Origin of the sequence: Paenibacillus sp. FSL E2-0190 (assembly GCF_037992965.1) — a bacterium.
Lineage (GTDB): Bacteria > Bacillota > Bacilli > Paenibacillales > Paenibacillaceae > Paenibacillus_AQ > Paenibacillus_AQ odorifer.
Map to the genome: position 1 here is coordinate 2,375,261 of NZ_CP150306.1, position 20,338 is coordinate 2,395,598.

Below are 20,338 nucleotides of genomic sequence, written 5' to 3' on the forward strand. Positions count from 1 at the left end.
ATTTCGGATTTTTATTAGTATATAAGATCTTATGAAAATCTGTCAATGATTAACATAATCGAATGAAGGAGAGATTCAGGAATGCGCTTCGAGAGTACCATACAAGGGAGATATGATTGTAACTTCTGATGGTCGTAGGTAACTTTGTGTCATTGACTTTTGCGTGTTCTTCTAATTCCTCAAATGAAATACTTGTGAAGCTCACGTGCTCTTCTCTTACTTTAGGGGCTTCGCCAACAACGCCTACAGATAAACTTTCTTCATATAGAAGCTCCTTTAATTTAAAATGGTCTATATAATCCAGAGTGAAAGTAATGTAAAATATAACCTTTATTATATTGTATAACCAATATATAGTGGTAAAGGAAATTTTGAAACTGTGGCGTGTTAGCGACTGTCCGAAAGCTTTCCGAAGGAAAATTCGCCTCGTTAGCAGAGGTTGTCTCCGGAATCCGACCAATTGATACGGTAATAACAAAGAAAACTGGAGACAAATCCGGTTGGAAGAACGGATATTTCCGTAGTCACGATCGTTAGCTGTTATAGCTGGCAATCCGAATGTTATAAAACTCACATTAACCTAAGCCATAAACCTATATAATCTCTAAGGTTGAACTTTTGAACTAAATTCATTATTTTTCAGGAGGACTTTAGAGTATGAGATATAAAGCATTAGAGCTCGACAAACCGCTTACTTATGAGCTGGAAGGGTTAGAAATAGGGGTAACTTCGAACTGTAATTTCCGCTGCGATTATTGCTGTGCATATAATAGAAATGATGGACAAAGCATCAAAGCCAAAGAGGTCATCCGCATTCTGGACGAACTTCCAGGCCTTAAAAGAGTACGCTTATCAGGTGGAGAAGTGACGCTGAAGTTCGATGACTGTGTGGAGATTGTAACCTACTGCGCATCCAGAGGGATTCAGACACAGTTAAATTCCAACGGCAGTCTTTTAAATGCTGAACGAATTGGCCAATTGGTCTCCGCAGGATTAACGACTATACATATTTCCTTCAATTTTACTACTGCGGAAGCTTTCTCAAAATATTATAATATTCATCCAAGCATCTATGAAAAAATAAGAGAAAATATTACCCTATTCGCTGCAACAAGTGTGGATACCGTACTGGAGACGCTGCTGTTCAGTGAAACCCAGGATAATATGAAGGAGATCAGCGATCATGTCTACGCAATGGGCGTGCGCACACATGAAATTCAGAACAGTATTATCATGGATCATACGGGTTGGAAGTCTATAGCTGCACGGGAACAATTAAAGAATGCAGTGAGTGAGCTGATCGCACGGAAGAAAGAAGATACGATTCTGTATTTCACCTGTATGGACCGCTTTATGGACGCCCTTGGGTTCGAAGAGCAGCCGGGTGTGTATTTTCCTCACTGTATCGAGGGGAAGAAGCAGCTTCATCTGCATGGAAATGGCGACATTTTGATTTCAGAGCTTTGCCATCCGGTGATTATCGGCAACATTTATCAAGGAACTTCACTAAAAGATTTATACAATAATATGCCAGCGCCATTGGCACAGTTTTTGGATAAGCAGCCCTGCCCAGCACTGGATGCATTGTTTCCACAAGGCATAGAAGTTTAACACTCTATATAGATTACTTCGAGGGACCAATTTAAGAATTGGTTCCTATTTTTTTATGGTAGACTTAATAAAAAACAAAGATAAGGGATGTATGAGCTTCATACATAAGGTGTACTGCCAAGTGTTTGCTAATATAAGAAATGGACTCATCAAATCTAATGTTGTTCTAGAAAAGATTATGCCGTTATTAACACCCACGGCCATCGTGGTCGGCGTACTTAACGAAAGCAGACTGCTGCCGTTCACAGGTCTCGTGCCCTGGATTTTCGCTGTAATGACGCTGATAGGGAGCTTGAAGTCCAATCTAAAGGATCTGCTGGGGGTACTTCTGAAACCTCAGAAGCTGATTATTCTAATGGTAATTTTACATATTGTAATGCCGCTGATCGGCTGGCTTGCAGCCATGGCTTTTTTTCCGGGAGATCCATATACAGTAACTGGTTATGTATTGCTGTTCGCGATTCCTACAGGTGTTGTAAGTGTGGTATGGGTGTCGATGTACGGAGGGAATATTGCGCTGACATTGGCGCTTATTCTGATTGATACGCTCTTGTCGCCAATTGTTGTCCCGGGTACCTTATATTTGCTGATGGGAGCGAGTGTTGAAATTCAGCTAGGCGATATGATGAAAGGGCTGCTATGGATGGTAGTCATTCCTTCTGTAGTTGGGATGCTGCTGAATCAATGGACAAAAGGGAAAGTAAATACAGTATGTGGACCGCCGCTTGCTCCGTTTGTTAAAGTCGGATTGTTTGTAGTTGTTTCTATTAATGGGGCCAGCATTGCCCGTTATCTGAAACATCCGGATGGCAAATTAGCGATCATAATTGGAGTGACCTTCATAACCGTTGTGCTTGGCTATGTAATCGGAGCTTTGGTGTCACGCCGCTTCCGCTTTAGTTATGAAGATTCCGTGGCTGTACAGTTTAATTCGGGTATGCGGAATTTAAGTGCGGGAGCTGTATTAGCGGTGAAATATTTTCCTCCTGCTGTTGCGCTTCCAGTAATTTCGGGGATGTTGTTCCAACAAATACTCGCTGCGATGTCTGGTCTATTTTTACGTAGTAGAACTAAACGACTGTTAAGTGAGGGTGCATTAATGCAAGCGAATACTGTCTCTCAGCTAGAACCACATAGTTCATCTAGGACAGATGACAGGCCTTGTTAACCACCTTATGAAGGATATATGACCTAAAAGCTGTGATATTTTATTCATTTACATGAAAAATTTCGACATTTTATGATATATTTCTTATTTTTGCGCGATTTATATTCACTATTCAACTTTGCCACCCGATAGTAATTGTATTATTTACAATTTCATTGTTCGCAAATGAACAAGCAGTCGGAAGGATGAAAAGAATATGAAGATTCGCCTAAAGTTATCACTTGTTATGATAGGTGTGACCCTTTTATGTATTTCTGTAATGGGGATATTTACGTATTTGAAATCAACTCAGGCGATTGTGAATCTTACTGAGAATTCTATGAAGCAGGTCAATACGAACAAAGCTCAGACCATATCAGCCATGATAGCAAAAGAGCAGAGAAGCACAGAGCTTATTGCGAGCCGCTCGGAAATTGTTAATCTACTGCTGCAAGCTGGGAATGGTGGAGTTAACAAAGGAGATAAGCTTCAGAATGAGGTGAACGCCAGTCTTCAAAGCATTGTGGAGGAGGCCGGGAACCTTGAGCACATTCTAGTCAGTGATATGAAAGGTATTAGTGTGGCTGACAGTGATACTAAGCTTATAGGGACAGATTTTAGTGAAAGAGATTATACGAAAAGAGTAATGGAGACGGCTGAGCCTGTGATCAGTGAAACGCTGAAATCAAAATCCACAGGAGCTTATGTAGTGGCTTTTGTACAGCCCGTAAAGAGTAATGGAAAGATGATTGGATTTATTGCGTCAGCTGTTTCCGCAGATAGTATGATTAAGTATTTGGCGGATACCAAAGTGGTAAACACGACGAGCTCTTACGCTTATTTACTGGATGAGAACGGCAATAAATTATATTATCCGGATAAAACACAAATTGGTCAGCCTATTGAGAATACGCAGATCGCAGCTGTTATGGAGCGTGTGAAATCTGGTGAGAAGGTAGCGGATGGCCTGCTCAATAATACATATAAAGATGTGGAAAAAAAATCAACCTATACAGTTTTACCTGAGACGCACTGGTTGCTTGTATTAACCGCAGACCTCGATGAAATCGTGAAACCTGTCACTGATATGAGAAATTTCAACTTATTTCTTGGTGTGGGAAGTTTGATTATTGCCTTGCTGATTGCTCTTTATTTTGCTAAAAAAATCTCTTCTCCGATTGTTAAACTAACGGACATGATTAATAAAACGGCAGAATTGAATTTGACGCATGACTCAGAGTATGAGTATTTGACTAAAAACAAAGATGAGACAGGGACGATCGCCAAAGCGATGTTCAGCACTCGGGCTACACTTCGTGAGATGGCTGGAAGCTTAATTACGATCTCGTCCAAAGTGCTTGAAAATGCAGAAACGCTGGAGAAGCTGTCTATAGATGTGCGGGAAAATGCCCACGATAATTCAGCGACTACGCAGCAGCTATCGGCAGGTATGGAAGAGACCGCAGCCTCCACAGAGGAAATGACAGCAGCAATTACTGAAATTGATAACAATGTATCCGGGATCACCAATAATGTGAAGGAAGGCGCTGCCGTTTCTAGACAAATTAGTGAGCGGGCGCTGACTCTCCAAGATGAGGCAACAGAATCTACGACGAATGCTAAACAAATTTATGAATCCGTGCGAATCGATATGGAAAAAGCGATTGAACAGTCAAGCGCGATTGCAGAGATTAATGTACTGACGGATACGATTCTATCCATTGCCAGTCAGACCAATCTGCTGGCCCTGAATGCAGCTATAGAAGCGGCAAGAGCGGGTGAGGCAGGCAAAGGTTTCGCGGTTGTAGCTGGTGAGATTCGGAAGTTGGCTGAGAAGTCGTCTAAGATTGCGGCTGGAATTCAAGGTGTGGTAACAGGTGTATATTCCTCTGTTGAATCCATGAAGGAGAATTCTGAGGCATTACTTTCTTTTATTGATCAGAATGTTCTAGCAGATTATGAACGATTAACTGAGGTAAGTCAGCAATACAACAGTGATGCTGCTACTGTAAATACGCTGTTAAAACAATTCGAGAGCGCAGCCGATCATTTGAGTATGGCCATATCGAGTATTAATATTGCCGTTAATGAGGTAGCTGCTACAGTAAACGAAGGAGCTATAGGGATTCAGGATATCGCGGTGAAAACGGCGGATATCGTGGAAAAAACATTCCTGGAGGTTACTATGGCCGATGAAAATACTCAAAGTGCCAAAGAGCTTCAGGGGTTAGTAGATAAGTTTAAGATCTAAGGGTTTGAAATGAATTAAGGGAATCCTTATCTCTTTTTCATAAAATATTAAGCTTGCAGGGTTATAGTACATGTATAACCTCCCTTATATATAGACTTTACCCCGCCGGTCGCCGGCGGGGTCTTTTTTTATGCAGATCTTTTTAGGAGGATATCAGGCAGCAGTTTAGCCAGTAATAAGGTAGATAGCTTCATCTAATGGAACTATAACCTCTGTTTGTTCCTTCATATCCTTCAGCCGCACCTTATCCACACTGGATTCACTCTCGCCGATCAGAATAACGTAACGGATTTTTTTGGATGAGGCTGTGGCGAGTTGCTTTTTAAGTTTTCTTTTACCGGATACCAGAGTGGTCCGGATAGAACAGGCACGGAGCTCGGCGGCTGCAATTAAAGCCTGTGGGAGCGTCTCGCCAATCGGAATGACCATAACCTCTGCTGTCTTGCGCTCTTGGATAGGACGTTCTGCAAGGAGCGCCATGATAGACTCCATACCAAAAGATAAGCCAACCGTAGGATATTGAATATCCTCTCTGCCCACTAGCTGTCCGATGATAGCGTCATATCTGCCTCCACCACCCAAGCTTGAGGTAAAGGAACCGGATGCATCAAAGATCTCGTAGACGGTTCCAGTGTAGAAAGAAAGCCCGCGGGACAAGAAGGGATCGAAACGGCAAGTCTGCTGCAGCTGAATGTCTTGGAGCAGCTTTTGCAGGACAAGAACCTCCATTGCTCCCGGTTGTCCGGTAAGACTATATTTTTGGCATAACTGCTCAAAGCTTGGATTGTCCATTTCAATAAGTTCTAGAATAGCAGCGATGGTTGTAGGATCTATTTCCTTGCTGATCAATTCATTTTTCACGCCGCTGAGGTTGATTTTTTCTAATTTATCCAAGGTTAGCATAACGGACAGTTGGTTCTCGGCAGGTACACCCAGCGATTCCAGAATCTCACCGAGAAAACGTCTGTTGTTCCATTTTAGGATGATCGGGATGTCCAGCTTGCGAAAAGCTTCTGTGGCCAGCTGCATCAATTCAGCTTCCGCCTCAGGTCCTGAAATACCAACAACATCCACATCGCATTGCAAAAATTCACGCAGGCGCCCACGTTTCACGGGACCATCACGGAATACTTTTCCGATCTCATAACGCTTGAAGGGGAACTCTATTCCGGGATTTAAAGCGATCACTTTGGCAAAAGGGATGGTCAGATCATATCGTAAGCCCAGCTTGCGGTTACCTTGATCGGTTAGTTGGTACATCTCCTTGAGAATTTCATCCCCACCTGCATATTTCGAGGTTAATAACTCCAGTTCATTTAATAATGTGGTGTCCATGGATTCAAAATCATAGAGTTCGAACAAATCCTGCAGCGTATTTTGAATGTTCTTTCTGAGCGCCTGCTCTTTTCCGAAGTAATCATAAGTTCCTTTAATGTTTTGCATCGTTAGTAGCTCCTTTGAATTGGCATAGTTTAGAAATAAAAAAACGCGCAGGACCTCATGGTCCTGCGCGTGATCTATGCCGCAGGGAGGCCAACGCGAGTAGCGTTAGCCTCCCTGAGAATTTCAGGGTTGCTAACGCTGTTTGTGATAATAATGAAGTTGATTCAGCATGATTGTTATGGTGTTCATCAGAATCAATTCCCTTCGACATTTTGATTACTGCCGATTATAGCGGATCATTTGGAGTCGTGCAAGTAAGAATTTGTTATAACGAAGATTTTTAGTAGGCGAATGGACAGGCAATCAGCTATAATAGGGCTTCGATATTTCATAGGCGAGGGGAGCTTGTTGACGATGAATCAACCTTTAATAATAGCCCGGGCGGAAGAATTTGTGAAAGAACAACTGGGACAAGATACTACGGGGCATGACTGGTGGCACACCCATCGGGTCCGCAGCACAGCATGTGAAATTGCTGAGATCGAGCGTGCGGATGTTTTTATCTGTACGATGGCAGCCTTGCTGCATGATGTTGCAGACGAGAAGCTTAATCCGTCAAAAGAAGCAGGTCTGCTTAAAGTCCATACTTGGCTCACGGCAAACCTTACAGAGGAAGAGCAAATTCGTCATATCATGCTGATCGTTGAAACAATGTCCTTTAGTGGTGGTGGAGGAGAACCTATGCAGACTCTGGAAGGTCAAGTGGTGCAGGATGCAGATCGACTAGATGCACTTGGCGCGATTGGCATTGCCAGAACCTTTATTTTCTCAGGCGCAAAGGGACGTCCGGCTTATGATCCAGAAGTGGCTCCACGCGAGGAGTCGCTGCAAAAGGAATACAGGGATTATAGCAAGGGGACGGCTGTGAATCATTTTTATGAGAAGCTGTTGAAACTAAAATTCTTAATGAATACGGCTTATGGACGCAAGTTAGCGGAAGAACGGCATGATTTCATGTTGAATTTTCTGGACCAGTTCTATAAGGAATGGAATCAAGGACGCCAATAACTGTTATAATGATAAGTATGCACAAGATGGAAGGATCGCGGAGTTTCCGCTTTAACCAGAACAATCGGCATAGAAGAGGTTGAACGATGAGTGAATTGCAATTTAGAGATTATGAGTTAGACGAAGAGATAATTAATGCACTGGATGTTCTGAAATTTATGACACCTACGGAGGTACAGAGCAAGGTAATTCCTGTGGCTTTGCAGCAAAAGGATCTGATTGTGAAATCGCAAACAGGCAGTGGCAAGACGGGAGCTTATGGTATTCCGCTTTGCGATCTGGTGGATTGGGTGGAGAATAAGCCGCAGGCTTTGATTCTTACGCCAACTCGGGAGCTTGCGATGCAGGTGAAAGAGGATATTACGAACATCGGACGTTTTAAACGGATTAAAGCAGTTGCTCTTTTCGGCAAGCAGCCCTTTGCCCCTCAAAAGATAGAGCTTACGCAAAAAACACATGTTGTCGTAGGTACGCCTGGACGCGTATTTGACCATATTGAAAGAGGCACACTTCCGCTAAATCGAATCAAATATTTGATCATCGATGAAGCTGACGAAATGCTGAGCATGGGCTTTATTGAGCAGATCGAGAAGATCATTAAGCAGCTGCCCAAAGAGCGAGTAACGATGTTATTCTCAGCTACCTTACCCGAAGTCATTAAGAATTTGTGCCTAAAATATATGAGCGATCCAACGGATATCGAGATTCAGGCAAGTGGAATTACGACGGCTACGATTGAACATGCGTTGATTGAAGTGAGACAAGCTGCCAAATTCTCTTTGCTAAGCGATATCATAACGGTGGAGAATCCGGATAGCTGTATTGTTTTTTGCCGTACGCAAGAGCAGGTGAATGCTGTATTCAGAGGACTGGCGGATCTGGAATATCCTTGTGATAAGATCCACGGGGGTATGGAGCAGGATGAGCGCTTTGAGGTCATGAATGCTTTTAAAAGAGGGCAATTCCGCTATTTAATCGCTACCGATGTGGCGGCTAGAGGGATTGATATCGAGAATATCACCCATGTGATTAATTACGATATTCCACTGGAAAAAGAAAGCTACGTGCATCGTACAGGCAGAACCGCGCGTGCAGGCAAGACAGGTAAAGCGATCACTTTTGTCACTCCGAATGAGCAGAAGTGGGTAACTGAAATCGAAAGCTATATTGGCTTCAGCATTCCGCATATGAAAGCACCTTCGGACGACGCAGTGGCCTACGCAAAGGAAGCGTTCGAGCAGAAGATCAATAAGCAGCCTGTCCGCAAGAAGGACAAAAGCGAAAGCTTAAACAAAGAGATTATGAAGCTATACTTCAACGGCGGCAAGAAAAAGAAGCTAAGAGCCGTCGATTTTGTCGGCACAATAGCAAAGCTTGAAGGTATTTCCGCCGAAGATATCGGGATTATCTCGATTCAGGACAATGTGACCTATGTGGATATTTTGAACGGTAAAGGCGCAATGGTGCTGCAAGCGATGAGAGAGACCACCGTGAAGGGCAAGCAGCTGAAGGTTCATATTGCGAAAAAATAAATCAAGGATGACAGCTTATTGCTAAGCTCCTTGCAAATATGCCGCTACTGATGCGGTTTATATGAAGAGGGAGTCGTGTTCACAACACGGCTCTCTTTTTATTTGTTGTTGTATCTCAGTATCTCCATTTTTTCATTGTAAAATTATAGAAACTAGAATATAACTTGTGAGAGGTGATAGATTGAAAGGTGAATTAAGAAGCACAAGGATGAAAGTACTCCTACAAGTCACCATTTGGGAATGAAAACGGGGAAGTTGGAAGTAGAAGTAGTAAAACAAATGTTTATAATGTATGCAGCACCAATAATTCTTCTGAATGTGTCTTGCAAGATAGCTTTAAAGACGGAAAAGCTTAGGTACAACATTTCTTGGTTAGTTATTAGTATTGTTCCTAGCACGAGAATTCTATTTTATTTAAAAGAATTACAAGGAAAAGAGTCTAGAGGTTCAGGGGTTGTTGATTTAAGTTTTTTTGATATTAAAACTGACTTTGATCAGATAAGTCTTATCTATTTTTTTCCTATAATATATTTAGGTATTCAACTAGTTTTGATTTTTTTACTACTGATCATGATAGTAACGAAAGAAAAATCAATAGCTGACTAGCATAATGTTCTTGTACATACTAGGAATGCCGAAATGAACGGTAAAAATCCCGTACAATTGGTCGATTCAGCTGGAAGTGGCGAAATAAACGGTAGAACTCCCGTACAATGTGCTGATCCTGCTGGAAACGTCCAAATGAACGGTATAAATCCCGTATAATGCGCTGATCCAGCTGGAAGTGGCGAAATGAACGGTAGAACTCCCGTACAATGCGCTGATCCTGCTGGAAACGCCGAAATGTACGGTAGAACTCCCGTACAATGCGCTGATCCTGCTGGAAACGCCGAATTGTACGGTAAAATTCCCGTACATTCAGTCAGCATGTTATGTAATCCAAGGAACAACACCATAATGGTGTCGTCTCTTGGGTTTTTTCGGCGCTAAATGGAGCTGATAACGCAGATCCGTTCAGCTTAAGTAAAATAAGATCGAAAATAATTTATTTTCGTTCCATAAATGGAAACAAATGTGATATTATGGCGATATAGAGCCCATACTTCACGGATGACCTGCCTAGCTTGGTTCCCCCTGAGGATAGGCTCTGATTTTTTTTATGAGGAAGGTGGTGTGGCCCGAGCGGTATCGGGGAACAGGAAGAAACGAAGCCATAAGGTTCGAACCTAATTCAGAAGGGAGAATCGAAGCGATGAAAAAAGGAACTTTTTTGAAAGCGCTTAATTTTGTTTTGGTTTTATGTTTGCTTGTACCTGTGTATTGGGCTGCACCCGCACATGCGGAGAACACGCTTATTCAGCAAAGCGATTTTGAAGATGGCACTGTTCAGGGCTGGAATGGACGTGGGGAAGTTGAGGTGCTTACAGCCAAAACAGATGCGGCACGCAGCGGCACATATGGCCTGGAGGTAAGCGGCCGAACAAAAACGTGGCATGGACCTTCACTGGATGTGACTAGCCAGCTGGAAGTAGGACAAACTTATGTGTTTATTGGATGGGTGAAGCTGCCTGCCGGATCATCTAACGCGAATATCTATATGTCACTGCAGCGGACATTACCTTCTACCATTCATTATGACAATTTGACCTTTGGTGCAGTGACAGCGAACGGTTGGGTGAAGCTTCAGGCGCAGTACAAGCTATTGGAGCCGGCAGATCAGCTTTCTATTTATTTTGAAGTGCCGGGTAGCGCGACAACTTCTTTTTATTTGGATGATTTTCGATTGGAAAAGCTACCGGATCTCGGTCCAATTGTCATCGAGGATGCGATTCCTTCGCTGAAGGATGTGTTTGCAAACAAATTTCTGATCGGCTCGGCGTTTACGAATAGTGAGCTGCTGACAGCTCCGGATCGGCAATTGTTGGCCAAGCATTTTGATAGTGTGACGCCAGGAAATGTTCTGAAATGGGACAGCACGGAGCCGCAGGAAGGTGTGTTTAATTTCGCTGAAGCTGACACGGCAGTAGCTTTTGCCACCGCAAATGGACAGCAGGTACGTGGACATACCCTAGTCTGGCATTCGCAGACACCGGATTGGGTGTTCCGTGACGCCAGCGGTAATTTGGTCTCCAAAACGGTGTTATATGAGCGAATGAAGAGTCATATTAAGACTGTTATGGAACGTTATAAAGGTGAAATCTATGCTTGGGATGTCGTCAACGAAGTGATTGACACTTCACAATCGGATGGCATGCGCCGCAGCCTATGGTACCAGATCGCGGGTGAAGAGTATATTGAGAAGGCGTTCCAGTTCGCTCATGAAGCTGATCCTAATGCAAAACTGTTCATCAATGACTACAATACGCATGAGCCAGTCAAAAGCCAGGCGCTATACAATCTGATTGTACGACTTCAGGCCAAAGGGGTTCCTATTGACGGAGTAGGGCATCAAACGCACATCAGCTTGTATTATCCATCGCTCTCTGAAATCGAGAATTCGATTATCAAATTCAAGGCTTTAGGGCTGGAAACCCATATTACTGAGTTGGATATTAGTGTGTATTCTGATAATTCTCAAGCCTATGAGATCTTCCCTGATAATTTGAAGCAGCGCCAAGCGGCTTTATACAAATCATTATTTGAGATCTTCCTGCGGCACACGGATACGGTCACGAATGTCACTCTCTGGGGGAAGGATGACAGTAATACTTGGTTGCGCACTTATCCGGTAGCCCGTAACAATTGGCCTTTATTGTTCGATGAGCGCCTTCAATCTAAGCCGGCCTACTGGTCTGTATTGGAGACAGTGGCAGCTCCCGTAGTTCCAGCAGCTCCTGCTAACTTGAATGCAGCTGCAGGCAATGGGCTCGTGAATCTTAGCTGGAGCACCTCGGCGGGCGCAACTTCCTATACGGTGAAACGGTCACTTACGAGTGGTGGCCCTTATACCACTCTGACTACGGCTACCGGGACGAGCTATAGCGATGCGGCGGTTAGCAACGGAACGACTTATTATTATGTTGTGAATGCTGTCAATAGTGCGGGTACGAGCAGCAATTCTGTACAAGCGATGGCTACACCGCAAGGCTCGGGGCCTGTCGAACCGGTCACCGGGCTTGCAGTGGCGTATCGGACAGCGGATACTAACCCAAATGACAACCAGATGAAGCCCTATTTTAATATTAAAAATAACGGCACAACTGCAGTCGATCTTAGCGAGCTGAGCATCCGTTACTGGTATACGATCGATGGAGACAAGCCGCAATCCTTTTTCTGCGATTATGCCCAGATCGGCAACAGCAAGGTAGCAGGCAGTTTTGTAAAGCTGGACACGCCTCGAACGGGAGCAGATTACTATTTGGAAGTGAAATTCAACGCAGGTGCGGGCATGCTTGCCGCTGGAGGAACTTCCGGGGATATTCAGACCCGGATACACAAGACAGATTGGAGCAATTTTAACGAGGCCAATGATTATTCGTTTAATTCACTTCAGACCGCTTATGCGGATTGGAACAAGGTGACCCTTTATCGGAACGGAGTGCTGGTATGGGGAACAGAGCCGCAATAGCGAAACTAGGGGAACTGAGCTTTAATTGTGTCGTTTTTAATTTTTAGGAAAACCTCCCTGAATATAGCTGATTTATGCTGGTTACTTAGCTTTTCAGGGAAATCCTCCCTAAATATCGCTTGAATTCCACTATTATGAGCAAATTGGGGTGAATTTGCGGGAGGTTTTCCCTGATTGCAAGGATTAGAGCAATAAACCAAAGAAAATTAGGGAGGAATTCCTTAATCAAGCATCACGTTTGCTGCAAACAGAGGAGTTACGTGAAAAAGCAAGCCTAGTCGCCAAAAACATGGTGACTAGGCTTGCTTCATTTTTGCCCAGCTGTGGCAAATTACTTTTTAAAAGTTATATTGTGCCTGATGCAGACGGCTGTAAATTCCACCAGCATGGACTAATTCTTCATGTCTGCCTTGTTCAGCGATTCCTTCTTCATTCACGACCATAATCCGGTCGGCATTTTTGATTGTCGTCAAACGGTGAGCGATGACGAGTGTGGTTCTGCCTACGGACAGATCAGCCAGGGATTGCTGAATCGCGGCTTCGGTCTCTGTGTCCAGCGCGGAAGTAGCTTCATCCAGAATCAGAATCGGCGGATTCTTGAGGAACATGCGAGCGATAGCCAGGCGCTGCTTTTGTCCACCGGACAGCTTCACACCGCGCTCCCCGATGACTGTCTCCATTCCATCTGGCAGATTCTGAATGAGCTCCTCCAGATGAGCACGTCGCGCAGCTTCCCAGATTTCAGGCAGCTTTGCATCCAGTTTCCCATAGGCGATATTCTCGCGAATTGTCCCGGAGAACAGGAAAACATCCTGCTGCACGATCCCGATTTGTTTGCGCAGCGATTCCAGCTTCATGTCACGGATATCGATGCCATCAATCGTGATGGCCCCGGCTGTGACATCATAGAAGCGCGGAAGCAGGCTGCAGATTGTTGTTTTGCCTGCGCCGGACGGCCCAACAAAGGCAATGGTTTCGCCAGCCTTTACGTTAAGGCTTATATTTTGCAGAACCGGACGATTCTCTTCGTATCCAAAAGATACATCCTGGAATGTAATATCACCGCGCAAAGCGTTGATCTCCACGGCATCCGGTTTGTCACTGATGTCAGGTTCCGTGTCAATGATCTCCAGATAACGTCTGAAGCCGGCAATTCCTTTAGGATAACTTTCGATCACGGCATTGATTTTCTCGATAGGGCGGAAGAAGATATTAGACAACAAGATAAACGCCACAAATTCACCGATTTGCAGCTCGCCATTGATAAAGAACCATGCGCCGCAGATCATCACCAGGATGGTAATGAGGCGGGTCATCATATAGCTGACGGACAAGCTTCTAGCCATGATTTTATAAGCCATAAGTTTTGTTTTGCGGAACATTTGATTATCTACTGCGAATAGCTCTTGTTCATGCTGCTCATTGGCAAAAGATTGCACGACCCGAATCCCGCCGACATTATCTTCGATACGGGCATTGAAACTGCCTACATTTCCAAATAGCTGGCGATAAGTTGAAGTCATATTGCGGCCGAAGTAGATGATTACCCAAGCCATAATTGGAACGATAATAAAAGTAATAATCGCCAGCTTCAGATTAATATCAGCCATTAGGAGAAAGGCTCCGACAAGGGTCATGATTGCAATAAATACATCCTCAGGACCGTGATGCGCCACTTCGCCGATATCATTTAAGTCATTGGTGATTCTTCCGATTAGATGGCCTGTTTTATTATTATCAAAGAATCGGAACGAGAGTTTCTGAATATGGTCAAACATTTTTTTGCGCATATCAGTTTCGATATTTATGCCCAGCATATGACCCCAGTAAGTGACAATATACTGCATCACCGTATTTAAGGCGTAAATCGCCAGCAGCGCAACACAAGCGATAAGAATAAGCGGCCAATCTTGACCAGGAAGCAAATCATCAATAAATTTATTGACGGCTACCGGAAAAGCCAGTTCTAGCAGTCCCGCAAAAACAGCGCAGGAGAAATCCAATATAAATAATTTTCTATACGGACGATAGTAGGAAAAAAATCTTCGAAGCATTCTGTTCACTCTTTTCTGTGGTTTAAATATGAGTTCAAATGAAATTGATTCTCAACTACCCGATGATATGGATACTAAAGATGGTCAGCGGTTTTGTCAATAATTCGGGTATAAAATTACTTAAGGGTTGTAACTTCTAATAGAATAGTAGATGATGGTTCATAGTGTTTAAAATATTTCAAATCCTTGACAAGCTCTGTGCTTGGCGGGGTTATTTGTTTGTAATTTAGGAGGATACACGATGAAAGCTTCACAAAGCGAAGGACACATTCAGAATAATAGCTTAATGGACAGCAAATATGATCGCTGGCTACTTGTGCTGGGAATTATTTTTATCGCTGCAGCGCTGCGGGCTCCATTTACTTCTGTGGGTCCATTAATACAATTGATTCAGGATGACCTCGGCTTATCCAATACTCTAGCAGGAGCTATTACTACTTTACCATTATTGGCTTTTGCCATCTTGTCCCCGTTTGCTCCAAAGCTGGCCCGCCGTTTTGGTTTAGCTAATGTGTTATTAGTTGCCATGGTCATGCTGGCTATGGGAATTCTAATTCGCTCGGGATCTGGAGCAGGTCTGTTGTTCACAGGTACTGCTATACTTGGATTATCCATTGCCGTGTGTAATGTACTACTTCCAGGTCTTATTAAAGGGAAGTTTCCTCACAAAATCGGGCTAATGACAGGTATCTACACGGTTTCTATGAATTTATGCGCAGCTATTGCCTCAGGAATTAGTGTACCGCTGGCAACGAATGCTGGATTCGGTTGGAGAGGGACCTTGGCCATCTGGTTTATGATCGCAGCTCTAGCAACAGTGTTCTGGATTCCGCAAATGCGTAAGCTTAATCAAGGAACCGGCTCTAAGAGTGCAGCCTCAAGCAAAAATATGTGGCGTTCATCTCTTGCTTGGAAAGTCACGATCTTTATGGGCTTACAGTCACTGCTTTATTACGTCTTTATTGCCTGGTTTTCGGTTCTCCTCGGTGAACGGGGAATGTCGTCGAGTAATGCGGGTTGGTTTCTCTCGCTCATGCAATTGGCACAGCTACCCTTTACTTTCTTCGTACCGCTGTGGGCAGGCCGGATGAAGAACCAACGTATTCTAGTTATAATCACTGCTGTTCTTTATTTCATCGCATTAGGTGGCATCTGGCAAGGCAGCGGCGCTTTAATGGCTGTCTGGGCGGTATGCTTTGGTATTGCCGGAGGATTTGCCTTCGGTCTTGCGATGATGTTCTTCAGTCTAAGAACAAGAAGCACGCAAGAAGCGGCGGAGCTGTCAGGAATGGCCCAATCTGTGGGTTATGTACTGGCAGCAATGGGACCGGCATTATTCGGCTGGCTGCATGATGTAACGAACAGCTGGACGGTGCCATTGATTTTACTGCTGGGTGCAAGTGTACTGTTGATGGTTGTCGGGCTTGGCGCTGGCAGTGATCGGTATGTTGGAGACAGAAAATAGGATCCCGTGTAAAAAAGAGTGTACTAGCGCGTATTAAGCGCCAGTGCACTCTTTTTTTGACTATTGAACATGAGAAGTATTTCTTATCTATTCTAGCTTCGTTTGTAAGCAACAATCCGGATTCTGCGATAATCCATTACCCAGCGGCCGTCCTGATATAGCTTGGATTTCAATTTCTGTTCCATAGAAGAGAGAACTTCTGCGCGTTCGGTCGGTGTGAGCACACTTAAGATTCCATCGGCAAAAGTATTCAGCCACCGCTGAAATCCTTGCTCCAAGCCTTCCAGTGGTGTTGGCCGGTCAAAACAAAGGGCGAGGTCCACGGTCAGTCCGTGCTTCTCTAGTAGAGTTGCATACTCGCCAACGCTTGGGAAGTACCAGGGCAAATGCAGCTTATGACTACAGCCAATGGCTGCAAAAGCTTGTGGAAGGCCAGCGACGATGGAAGCAATATTGCCCAGTCCACCGAACTCGGCCACGAAACGGCCGCCTACCCGCAGGCTGGCAACAATGGACGCCGCCGCTCCGTTTGCGTCTGTTAGCCAGTGAAGGGCAGCGTTGCTGAACACAGCATCGACTGGCTGTTCCGCGACATAAGTTTGCCCATCAGCTAAGACAAAGCTTAGATGGGGATGCTTGTCACGGGCTGTCTGAATCATTTCGGCAGAGGCATCAATACCTGTCACAGTGGCGCCCTTAGCAGCAATGGCTGCCGCCAAATCCCCGGTTCCACAGCCCCAATCGATAATCTGTTCGCCTGGCTGTGGGTGAAGCAGCTCAATCAATGATTCTCCAAACTGAGACACAAAGGCCATATCAGTATCATAGGTTTGGGTATTCCACTGTTGGTTCATAAGTATTCATCCTTTCTATTGATCGATTATTCCGACATCTCCGTCATAGCGCCTTACTTTATCTATGTTGTACCATAGGAGGCTTTATAATAGAAATATATAAACTGAATAATATTGATTGGTTATACCTATGAGTCTATATGAAGCCTATTTCAATAACACAAAAACCTTGCGTTTTAAATGCAGAGGGAGTATAGTATTATGTACAGGCGGTTTTGGTCGCCAGTTACATAATATGCGGTCATGGCGGAATTGGCAGACGCGCTGGCTTCAGGTGCCAGTGGTAGCAATATCGTGGAGGTTCGAGTCCTCTTGACCGCATCCTATCAACAAAAACAGGTTTCTGATTTACCTATTTAGGTAGATTGGAAACCTGTTTTTTTTTATTGAATCAGGTTCGAGTTCTTCTTCGAAAAAAATACTTACTTAGCTAAGTATTGATATTCACCGATTACTATGTTATTATTTTCACAATCTTAAGGAGGAGGTAATACATATGTTAACTACTTTTAAAGCGACAGCTAAAAAACTGCCTAATGGAATGCAAGTTGAAACCAATTCTAGAGGTTTTAAGATTATTATGGACGAACCAGAGGATTTGGGGGGGACCGATGTTGGTTTGAATCCCGTCGAGGCGTTATTGTGTGCCTTTGGTGCATGTCAGTCCATTGTCGCTAGTGCCTTTGCAGACGCTAACGATTTTAGCTTCGAAGAATTTTATGTTGAACTTGAAGGAGACTTAGATCCGGATGGTTTCATGGGTCTCGCAGATGTGAGAAATGGTTTCCAAGAAATTCGTTTTGTTATGCATTTTAAAACCAACGAAAGCCAAGAAAAGGCAGATGCTTTTGCTGACTTTATCGAGAAGACATGTCCTGTTGGAGATTGTCTTGCTAACGGTGTGAAGCTGGTAAAAGCAGGCGTAGTCATTCACTAATACATTCGCTTGAGGGGGCTCTTTATGAGTCCCCTCAAGGATATGAGGAGCATAACGATGGAAATAAAAATGTCTATGATTCCAGGTGGCAAAAAGGGGAAAGCAGGCAAGATAAATGTAAATATCGGAGACAAGATATCTGCAGGAGATACCTTGGTACAGATTGAAACTGGAAAAGGCAACAGATCGATTGAAGCGGCAGAAGAGGGTATTATTATCAATATATTATTTGAAGAGGGGAGCGAGATTGCCTCAAATCAAGTCTTATTTGAAGTAAATCCGATCCAGGTGGAGGCTCCGGTCCAATCATCTGTCCCACAACCTGCAGTCGCCGTGCAACAAACTCATGCTATAAACCCTGACTTGCTTATCATTGGAGCAGGACCAGGAGGTTACGTTGCCGCTATTTATGCAGCAAAAAAAGGACTTCAGGTAGCGATGATTGAGAAAGAAGAATTAGGAGGTACCTGCTTAAATGTTGGCTGTATCCCTACAAAATCTTTAGTCAAATCATCTGAAATCTGTCATGAAATAAAAAACTCCTCTTTGTTTGGTATAACAACAGGATCTGATCTTCAATTGGATATGAAGCAGGTTATTCGTCGTAAAAATGAAGTCAAAGAGAAATTGGTCTCCGGCGTTGGTTATTTAATGGAAAAAAACGGTGTTCAGGTTGTTCGCGGCCACGCTTCGTTCCTATCGGCGCATGAAGTGAAGGTAACCGGCGAAAATAGTTACCGTATTTCAGCAAAAAATATCATTGTGGCAACAGGCTCGAGGATTTCCAAGGTGAATATCCCAGGAATTGATCTGCCATTTGTAATGAACAGTACTGAAGCGCTCGCCTGCGAAGAGTTACCAAAGGTAATAACTATCATCGGTGGTGGGGTTATCGGCATGGAATTCGCCTTCATTTACCGTAACCTAGGAGTTGAAGTTCATGTTGTAGAATTTATGGACCGTCTGCTAACGATGCTGGACAGTGATATTTCGGTAGAAATTTTGTGTTTAGCTCAGCGGGCTGGGATTCATATTCATACCAACTCCAAAGTTTCCAAAATCCAACGTGCGGATGATGGTCAGGCGATTGTAACCTATGAGAATAGTGAGGGTGAGCATTTGCTAGTTAGTGAAAAAGTATTGGTCGCTATTGGACGCGAGCCTAACCTAGAGGGTCTGGATATCGAAAAAGCAGGTATTCAACTAAATGAACGTGGTAAAGGTATTGCCGTTGATAAACAAATGCGTACGAATGTAGAAAATGTGTATGCGATTGGCGATGTAACTAACATTATTCAGCTTGCTCATGTTGCTTCACATCAGGGCATTACGGCTGTAAACACCTTACTCGGTGAATCCCAAGATATGCATTATTCCGCGGTACCGAATGTAATTTTCACTTCTCCAGAGATTGCCAGCGTCGGGCTGTTGGAAGATGAATGTAAGGAGAATGGGCTGGACTATCGTGTGAGTAAGGTATCTTTTGCAAGTAACGGAAAAGCATTGACAATGAATGAACCGGAAGGTTTTATCAAATTAATCAAAGATAATGGCTCCGGAAAGATTGTGGGAGGGTCTATCATTGGTCCCGATGCGTCTTCTCTGATTAGTAGCCTTACACTTGCGATTGCCAATGGGCTTACGGAACAACAGATTACACAGACAATCTTTGCCCATCCAACTACTGGGGAAGTAATTCATGAAGCTGCATTCGGTTTAGGAATTGGGGCGTTGCATCAAGGATAAGTTGTTCTATGTATCTCGGGAGACGGATCCCCTACTGCAGCCTAAATAAATGAACTATTTGATCACTTGAAAAGTATGTTCAGCTTCCTTAATATATTTTGCTATAATAAATTAGAAAAGAGTTGATTATTTTAAGATAAAACAGTTGGGATTGGTTGGTGTAAACAGTGTTTAATTTAGATGACTGTATGGCCTTTATTGCAAACCGTAGTGCAAAAATATTCGCGGAAGCCTTGGAAAAGGAATTTCGGCCGTATAATATGACCCGGAGCCAATGGATTGCGATGTATTACATCTATACCAGTGAATCCATTACCCAGAGAGAACTAGCAGATAAAATGTCTATAAAAGAGCCCAGCGTAGTCAGGCTGCTTCAAAAATTAGAATCTGAGGGTTTCTTGCATCGCTCTGGCACCCATGCGGATAAGCGAGTCAAGCAGTTGGAATTGTCAGATAAGGGAGTACAGATCTATCTCGATTTACTGCCGGTTGCCGAAAAGTTTAAAGATGATACGATCACCAATATTTCCGAACAGGATCTTCAAACGTTTAAAAATGTACTAGGTGTCATGGTTAAAAATGCCTCAAAAGAGAGACCATAAAAAACTATGCAGAACAAAATAAAGAATAGGTCAGGTTGGGTATGTTCCTTTTTTACATATCTTATCTGGCCTATTTTTTTGTATAGACTTTTGTAGTTTTAGAATCTGTACGAACAATGT

General features: G+C 43.6%; 14 protein-coding genes and 1 tRNA gene. 12 read left to right on the plus strand and 3 right to left on the minus strand.

The window, feature by feature from the left end; genetic code table 11:
- The first annotated feature begins 657 nt into the window (after positions 1-657).
- From NST25_RS10055 to NST25_RS10065, 3 genes are all read left to right on the plus strand, one after another.
- Positions 658-1,611, plus strand: coding sequence for a radical SAM protein (locus NST25_RS10055; RefSeq protein ID WP_038569765.1), 954 nt, complete (start codon positions 658-660; stop codon positions 1,609-1,611).
- 121 nt (positions 1,612-1,732) lie between these two features.
- The gene (locus NST25_RS10060; protein WP_076125035.1) at positions 1,733-2,779 is read left to right on the plus strand and encodes a bile acid:sodium symporter family protein; all 1,047 of its coding nucleotides are present in this window, start codon (positions 1,733-1,735) and stop codon (positions 2,777-2,779) included.
- Positions 2,780-2,975: 196 nt separating this feature from the next.
- The gene (locus NST25_RS10065) at positions 2,976-5,009 is read left to right on the plus strand and encodes a methyl-accepting chemotaxis protein (protein WP_340012280.1); all 2,034 of its coding nucleotides are present in this window, start codon (positions 2,976-2,978) and stop codon (positions 5,007-5,009) included.
- 165 nt (positions 5,010-5,174) lie between these two features.
- Here the strand turns inward: NST25_RS10065 and NST25_RS10070 are convergent, their stop codons facing one another.
- A complete protein-coding gene (locus NST25_RS10070; RefSeq protein WP_076191292.1) occupies positions 5,175-6,452 on the minus strand; it encodes a histidine--tRNA ligase in 1,278 nt (425 codons plus the stop codon).
- Between the two features lie 354 nt (positions 6,453-6,806).
- Here NST25_RS10070 and NST25_RS10075 point away from each other — a divergent pair, with 354 nt between their 5' ends.
- From NST25_RS10075 to NST25_RS10090, 4 genes are all read left to right on the plus strand, one after another.
- Positions 6,807-7,460: an HD domain-containing protein gene (locus NST25_RS10075; protein WP_036679342.1), complete on the plus strand. Its 654-nt coding sequence runs from the start codon at positions 6,807-6,809 to the stop codon at positions 7,458-7,460.
- A gap of 86 nt (positions 7,461-7,546) precedes the next feature.
- On the plus strand, positions 7,547-8,992 hold the full coding sequence (locus tag NST25_RS10080) for a DEAD/DEAH box helicase (RefSeq protein WP_340393901.1): 1,446 nt from the start codon (positions 7,547-7,549) through the stop codon (positions 8,990-8,992).
- Between the two features lie 255 nt (positions 8,993-9,247).
- On the plus strand, positions 9,248-9,598 hold the full coding sequence (locus NST25_RS10085) for a hypothetical protein (protein ID WP_340393902.1): 351 nt from the start codon (positions 9,248-9,250) through the stop codon (positions 9,596-9,598).
- A 646-nt stretch (positions 9,599-10,244) separates the two neighbouring features.
- Entirely contained in the window at positions 10,245-12,560 is a 2,316-nt protein-coding gene (locus NST25_RS10090; RefSeq protein ID WP_340393903.1) for an endo-1,4-beta-xylanase, read from the plus strand.
- A gap of 338 nt (positions 12,561-12,898) precedes the next feature.
- Here the strand turns inward: NST25_RS10090 and NST25_RS10095 are convergent, their stop codons facing one another.
- Entirely contained in the window at positions 12,899-14,614 is a 1,716-nt protein-coding gene (locus tag NST25_RS10095) for an ABC transporter ATP-binding protein (protein ID WP_076125049.1), read from the minus strand.
- 286 nt (positions 14,615-14,900) lie between these two features.
- Between NST25_RS10095 and NST25_RS10100 the strand changes: the two genes are divergently transcribed.
- Complete coding sequence (locus tag NST25_RS10100; protein ID WP_248549329.1) at positions 14,901-16,079, plus strand: MFS transporter; 1,179 nt, start codon at positions 14,901-14,903, stop codon at positions 16,077-16,079.
- A gap of 92 nt (positions 16,080-16,171) precedes the next feature.
- On the opposite strand, the gene NST25_RS10105 is transcribed toward NST25_RS10100, so the two are convergent.
- The gene (locus tag NST25_RS10105; protein ID WP_076184332.1) at positions 16,172-16,933 is read right to left on the minus strand and encodes a methyltransferase domain-containing protein; all 762 of its coding nucleotides are present in this window, start codon (positions 16,931-16,933) and stop codon (positions 16,172-16,174) included.
- Positions 16,934-17,170: 237 nt separating this feature from the next.
- Between NST25_RS10105 and NST25_RS10110 the strand changes: the two genes are divergently transcribed.
- The 4 genes from NST25_RS10110 (at position 17,171) to NST25_RS10125 (ending at position 20,218) form a co-directional block, all read left to right on the plus strand.
- Positions 17,171-17,254, plus strand: a tRNA-Leu gene (locus NST25_RS10110).
- A gap of 175 nt (positions 17,255-17,429) precedes the next feature.
- The gene (locus NST25_RS10115; protein WP_076125055.1) at positions 17,430-17,870 is read left to right on the plus strand and encodes an OsmC family protein; all 441 of its coding nucleotides are present in this window, start codon (positions 17,430-17,432) and stop codon (positions 17,868-17,870) included.
- A 57-nt stretch (positions 17,871-17,927) separates the two neighbouring features.
- Complete coding sequence (lpdA, locus tag NST25_RS10120; protein WP_340393906.1) at positions 17,928-19,616, plus strand: dihydrolipoyl dehydrogenase; 1,689 nt, start codon at positions 17,928-17,930, stop codon at positions 19,614-19,616.
- A 188-nt stretch (positions 19,617-19,804) separates the two neighbouring features.
- A complete protein-coding gene (locus NST25_RS10125) occupies positions 19,805-20,218 on the plus strand; it encodes a MarR family transcriptional regulator (protein ID WP_312149251.1) in 414 nt (137 codons plus the stop codon).
- Positions 20,219-20,338 lie beyond the last annotated feature (120 nt).